A 5,791-nucleotide genomic window follows, 5' to 3' on the forward strand; every position below is an offset into this window, starting at 1 on the left:
GGGCCTGGGGCGGCGGCGTCAGGAAATTCGACCGGCGGTCGCCGAAAGACGACGAGGCCAAAGGATTATAGCTGACCGATACGGCGTCGAAAATCGGCATCGCGCCGATCGGCGTTCGCGAGACCGGCTCGGCGCGCCAGGCGGACAACGCGGCCGGATCGGCATTCTGGACGGCGCGAAAACCCTCCGCATCGAGCGCGCGGCGCAGGCCGGACACGATCATGCCCCGGATCATCGTAGGATCGCGGAAGCGCACCTCGGTTTTGGCGGGATGGACATTGACGTCGACGTCGAGCGGCGGCACGTCAAGAAACAGGGCGACCACGGGATGCCGGTCCCGCGCCAGCATGTCGGCATAGGCCCCGCGCAGCGCGCCGATCAACAGCCGATCCTTTACCGGGCGTCCATTGACGAACAGATATTGATGATCACCCACCCCCCGATTGTAGGTGGGGATTGAGGCAACGCCGGACAGGCGCACGCCTTCGCGTTCCAGGCTGACGATCACATGATTGTCGGCCAAGGCTCGATCGGTCAGCGCGGCGACCCGTTCCTCCCGCGCCTCACCCGCCTGCACGCCCAGCGTGCGGCGACCATCATGTTCGAGTGCGAACGCAACCGCGGGATGTGCCATTGCGAGACGGCGGACGATGTCGAGACAGGCGGCATATTCCGCCTTGGCCGAGCGCAGGAATTTGCGCCGGGCGGGCACTTTGGCGAAGAGTTGCTCGACGGTGACGCGAGTGCCGGGGGGCAGCGCCGCCGGCCCTTCGGCGACTAGCTGGCCATTATCGACGGTGCGGCTCCACCCGTCCGCACCCGCAACCCGGCTGTCGATGGTCAGCCGCGCGACGCTCGCAATGGAAGGCAGCGCCTCCCCCCGGAAACCGAGAGTCGCCACATTTTCAATGGCATCGTCGTCGGGCATCTTCGACGTGGCATGGCGTTCCAGCGCCAGCGCCATGTCCGCCGAATCCATGCCGCAGCCATCGTCGCTCACCTCGATCCGGTCCAGCCCCCCGCCCGACAGGCGGATGGAGAGCCGAGTCGCGCCCGCGTCCAAAGCGTTTTCGACGATTTCCTTGAGCGCGCTGGCGGGTCTTTCGACCACTTCACCGGCAGCGATACGATTGACCAGATGTTCGGGCAGGCGGCGTATTGACATTGATTAGGGACTAGCCCAATCGGTCGCTTTCCGCGACCCGCGACGCCAAATATTTTGCACTGCACAGGATGACTGAACAGGGCAAAAGCCATGCGGCGCAGCGGACGAGCGGAACAGCTTTCCGACCGGTCCCCTGTCGCGTCGCGGGGACGGCGGGCGATACAGGATAAGGCATGTCGATCTTCTCGCGTCTCTTCAAATTCACCTCGCAGGATATGGCCATCGACCTCGGCACCGCCAATACGGTGGTCTATGTTCGCGGTCGCGGCATCGTGCTGAACGAACCGTCGGTGGTGGCGGTCGAGACGCTGAACGGCGTCAAGCGGGTGAAAGCCGTGGGCGTAGACGCCAAGCTGATGATGGGCAAGACCCCGGATTCGATCGAGGCCATCCGCCCCTTACGCGATGGCGTGATCGCCGACATCGACGTCGCCGAACAGATGATCAAGCATTTCATCACCAAGGTCCATGGCGGCAAGCATAGCCCTTGGCGCGCGCCGGAGATCGTGATCTGCGTGCCTTCGGGTTCGACCAGCGTCGAGCGCCGCGCCATCCGTGACGCGGCCAGCAATGCCGGCGCGCGCCAGGTGTTCCTGATCGAGGAGCCGATGGCCGCCGCAATCGGCGCCGACATGCCGGTGACCGAGCCGATCGGTTCGATGGTCGTCGATATTGGTGGTGGTACGACCGAAGTCGCGGTGCTATCTCTGCGTGGCCTCGCTTACACCACCAGCGTCCGCGTGGGTGGTGACAAGATGGACGAAGCGATCGTCTCCTTCGTGCGTCGTCATCATAATTTGCTGATCGGCGAAGCCACCGCCGAGCGCATCAAGAAGCAATATGGCATCGCCCAGTCGCCCGCCGATGGCGTTGGTGAGACGATCCATATCAAGGGTCGCGACCTGGTGAATGGCGTGCCCAAGGAAATCTCGATCAACCAGGGTCAGATCGCCGACGCGCTGGCCGAGCCGATCAGCACGATCGTTGAAGGCGTGCGGATCGCGCTGGAAAACACCGCGCCCGAACTGGCGGCTGATATTGTCGATCAGGGCATCGTCCTGACTGGCGGCGGCGCGCTGCTCAAGGGGCTGGACGATGAATTGCGCGACGAAACCGGCCTGCCGGTGACGATTGCCGAAGATCCGCTGACCTGCGTCGCGATCGGCACTGGCCGCGCTATGGAAGATCCGATGTTCCGAGGCGTCTTGCAAACCGCCTGATCCGACGGGCTTTTTCGAAAGGGACGCGTAGATGGCGCGGCCACCCAGCCTACGCCCCGGCATCAACCGAAGGGCGCAATATAGCCTGTTCTTCGGCTATGTCGTGGCGGTCGGCGGCGCTGCGGCCGCCCTGCTGCTGGTCGTGGTCGCTATATTCGATCCTACCGGCTTTGCTGGCCTGCGCACCGCGACGGCCGAACTGACCCGACCGCTCTCATCGGGCCTGCGCAATATGGTCAGCGGCGTCAGTTCGGTGGACGAAGTGCTGGCCTCCTATTGGCGGGCGGGATCGCAGAATGTCGCGCTGCGGCGGCAGGTGGAGGCCGATCGCAATCGCATCATCGAAGCAAAGGCGATCGCCCAGGAAAATGCCCGGCTCAAGAAGTTGCTGCGTCTGGTCGATGCCGACCAGAGCAGCCTATTGACCGCGCGGCTCATCAGTTCTTCGTCCAGCAGCGCGCGTCGTTTCGCGCGGCTCAATGCCGGGCGCTGGCAGAGCGTGCGGCCTGGTATGCCGGTGCGCGCCGCCGAAGGGTTGATCGGCCGTGTCCACAGCACCACGCCCAACACCGCCGAAGTCTTGTTGCTGACCGACACCGGCAATATCGTGCCGGTCCGCCGCGCGAATGACAGCGTGCCCGCCATTTCCACCGGGGCGGGTGACGGATCGGTGGAGATCCGCGCACTGTCCGCCGGACGCAATCCGTTCAAGCCGGGCGACCTCCTGGTCACATCCGGCATCGGTGGCATCTATCAGCCCAATATTCCGGTCGCGGTGGTCGTGCGGGTCCAGGGTGAGATCGCCTGGGGCTTCCCCCTCGCCAATCCCTCGCGCGTCGATGCCGTGGTGGTCGAACGCCCGTTCGAGGATGTCGTGACCCGGCCCGATCCCGCCGCCGAAGCCCTGCCGCCGGAGGACGCCGCAGCCAGCAGCACGACCGCGCCATGATCGATCGCCATCTTCGCCATGTGTCGCGCCTGGGCAAACATCCATCGCGTTTCCGCTTGGCCGGGACGCCGGTGGTAACGGTGATGGTCGGGTCGCTGGCGGCCGCGCTGCCGCTGATCGCACAGTCGCCGGTCATGCCGCCCTTTGGCCTGTTGTTGCTCTTGTCCTGGCGCTTGCTGCGCCCTGAACTGTGGCGCGCCTGGATCGGCCTGCCGCTTGGCCTGTTCGACGACATGGTCAGCGGCCAGCCGATCGGGTCGGCCATGTTCCTGTGGACGGTGACGCTGCTGATGATCGATGCGGTCGAACATCGCATGGTGTGGCGCAGTTATCGGCAGGACTGGTTAATTGCGGCCATCGCCATTATCTTCTGCATCGCCACCGGTCTGTTTTTCGCGCGGATTACAGGTGGCGGCGAAGTGAGGTTGCTGTTGGTCGCGCCGCAGATGCTCTGGACGATATTGTTATTTCCCTTCGTCGTCCGGCAATGCGCCCGGATCGACCGCTGGCGCGTGATGGCATGAAATTTCCCCTGCTCAAGCCCAAGAGCGTCACCGAAGCCAGCCAGACCTTCACCTTTTCGCGACGGACGATGGTGCTGGGGGCGATACAGGGTGGCATCGGCGCGATGCTGGCGGCGCGCATGGCCTGGATCAGCGTCGCGGAAAATGAAAAATATGCGATGCTGTCGGAAAGCAATCGCGTCAATCTGACGCTCATTCCGCCGCGTCGGGGCTGGATCATAGACCGCAACGGTCGCCCGCTTGCCAACAACCGCACCGATTTTCGTGTCGATCTCATCCCGCAACGGGTGGTCGATGCCGAAGGCACGATCCGCCACCTGGCCCATTTGCTCAGCCTGGAATCGGACGAGGTCGAGCGTATTCGCGAGGAACTGGACAAGTCGGCGCGTTTCCGCCCCGTCCAGGTATCCGACAAGTTGACCTACGAGCAATATGCCGCGGTCAGCGTCCGCCTGCCCGACTTGCCCGGCGTCGCGCCCAGCCAGGGTTTTTCGCGCTATTATCCGGCCGGCTCCACTGTCGGTCATCTGCTGGGCTATGTCGGTCCCGCGACGGCGGAGGATTATAAGGAACGGCGCGATCCGCTGCTGATCACACCGGGATTCAAGGTCGGCAAAGACGGGCTGGAAAAGGCGTTCGACCAGCATCTGACCGGTAAGCCCGGTGCCAAGCGGGTGGAAGTGACCGCGCGTGGCAAGATCGTGCGAGAACTGACCACCCGCCCCGACATGCCGGGCAATCCGATCAAACTGACGATCGATGCAGGCTTGCAGGAATATGCGGGCCGTCGTCTCGCGACCCAAAGCGGGTCGGTGGTCGTGATCGACTGCGCCAATGGCGACGTGCTGGCGATGGCATCGATGCCCAGTTTCGATCCCAACAGCTTTTCCGACGGCATCAGCCAGTTGGAATGGGCGATGCTGTCGCAGGACGACCATGTGCCGCTGCGCAACAAGACGTTGCAGGGTCTCTATCCCCCAGGATCGACCGTCAAGCCTATGGTGGCGCTGGCGCTGCTGGAGGCCGGCGTGGGCCCGCAGGAGACTGTGGGCTGTTCCGGTGCCATCCGGGTCGGCAACACGCTGTTCCACTGCCACAAGCGGCGCGGTCATGGCGCCGTCAACATGCGCACGGCGATCGCCCAAAGCTGCGACATCTATTTTTACCAGATGGCCCAGCGTATCGGCATGAACCGCATTGCCGAAATGGCGCGGCGGTGCGGCATGGGCCAGCGCTTCGACCTGCCCTTCCCCAGCCAGAGCTATGGCACCGTGCCGGACCCGGCGTGGAAGGAAAAGAAATATGACCAGAAATGGCAGGTCTATGACACGGTAAATGCCACCATCGGCCAGGGTTATATGCTTATCAACCCGCTCCAGATGGCGGTGATGGCAGCACGACTGGCGACGGGCAAGCAGTTGATGCCCAACTTCCTGCATGGCGCGAAGCGCCCCGCGCCCGCCTCCGTAGGCGCATCCGAAGAGCATCTGGCCGTGATCCGCGACGCGATGAGCGCGGTGGTCAATGGCGGCGGTACAGGCGGCGCGGCGCGGATGGCGATTCCCGACGTACTGATCGCGGGCAAGACCGGCACCGCGCAGGTCCGCCGCATCACCATGGCCGAGCGCGCGGGCGGTGTGCGGCGCGACGCGTCGCTCGCCTTCAAACTGCGCGACCATGCCCTGTTCCAGGGCTTCGCGCCGTTCGATAATCCGCGCTATGCCGTGGCCTGCATCATCGAACATGGCGGCCATATGATCCGCAACGAGGATGCGCCGATGATCGCCAGCGACACCCTCTCTTATTTGTTCGACCCCAAGAAGGCGACGGAGAAGCTGGAAACGCTGGAGAAAGGCTGGGGCGGGACGCCGACCGAACGGCAGGCGCGGCAGATGGCGGCTTTTCGCTTGGCGCGCGCGATCGAACGCGGCGA

The 5,791-nt window shown here is 64.3% G+C and carries 5 protein-coding genes; 4 read left to right on the forward strand and 1 reads right to left on the reverse strand.

What is annotated here, in order from left to right:
• A partial coding sequence (gene mutL, locus IL54_RS00220; protein WP_037472081.1) for a DNA mismatch repair endonuclease MutL occupies positions 1 to 1,165 on the reverse strand: 1,165 nt, incomplete at its 3' end.
• A 173-nt stretch (positions 1,166 to 1,338) separates the two neighbouring features.
• Here mutL and IL54_RS00225 point away from each other — a divergent pair.
• The 4 genes from IL54_RS00225 to mrdA all read left to right on the forward strand — a co-directional run.
• Positions 1,339 to 2,385, forward strand: coding sequence for a rod shape-determining protein (locus tag IL54_RS00225; protein WP_037472083.1), 1,047 nt, complete (start codon positions 1,339 to 1,341; stop codon positions 2,383 to 2,385).
• 31 nt (positions 2,386 to 2,416) lie between these two features.
• The gene (gene mreC / locus IL54_RS00230) at positions 2,417 to 3,334 is read left to right on the forward strand and encodes a rod shape-determining protein MreC (RefSeq protein ID WP_037472085.1); all 918 of its coding nucleotides are present in this window, start codon (positions 2,417 to 2,419) and stop codon (positions 3,332 to 3,334) included.
• Complete coding sequence (mreD, locus tag IL54_RS00235) at positions 3,331 to 3,858, forward strand: rod shape-determining protein MreD (protein ID WP_037472086.1); 528 nt, start codon at positions 3,331 to 3,333, stop codon at positions 3,856 to 3,858. Before mreC ends, mreD begins: the two co-directional genes overlap by 4 nt.
• Positions 3,855 to 5,791, forward strand: a 1,937-nt coding sequence (gene mrdA / locus IL54_RS00240) for a penicillin-binding protein 2 (RefSeq protein ID WP_037472476.1), incomplete at its 3' end; no start/stop codon positions are given. The genes mreD and mrdA, both read left to right, overlap by 4 nt.

The organism is Sphingobium sp. ba1 (assembly GCF_000743655.1).
Taxonomy (GTDB): Bacteria; Pseudomonadota; Alphaproteobacteria; order Sphingomonadales; family Sphingomonadaceae; genus Sphingobium.